General features: G+C 32.7%; 1 protein-coding gene. It reads right to left on the minus strand.

The features are described from left to right. Positions 1 to 165 precede the first annotated feature (165 nt). Positions 166 to 246: an IS3 family transposase gene (locus M3206_RS19320; RefSeq protein WP_425590722.1), complete on the minus strand. Its 81-nt coding sequence runs from the start codon at positions 244 to 246 to the stop codon at positions 166 to 168. Between the last annotated feature and the right edge of the window lie 5 nt (positions 247 to 251).

A 251-nucleotide genomic window follows, 5' to 3' on the forward strand; every position in this document is an offset into this window, starting at 1 on the left:
ATGAGTTCTTTGAAATTCCAAACTTTTCACAAAGCTCTTTTACAGTAATATTGCCATTTTCATAAGTGGACAAGACTTTGTATTTAAACTCTTTAGAATGCCCCATAAAAAAACTCCCCTTAAGGTAGACTGACTTAGTCAATTGAGACAATAATAAAACACCTGTTAGGCTGCCATACTTCCAAATTCGATTGGAGTGTGGTAGCCTAATTTTTCTTGAATTCGCTCTTCATTATAATACTTTATGTATT

This window comes from Fictibacillus phosphorivorans (assembly GCF_023715845.1).
In the GTDB taxonomy this organism is placed as follows: domain Bacteria; phylum Bacillota; class Bacilli; order Bacillales; family Fictibacillaceae; genus Fictibacillus; species Fictibacillus phosphorivorans_D.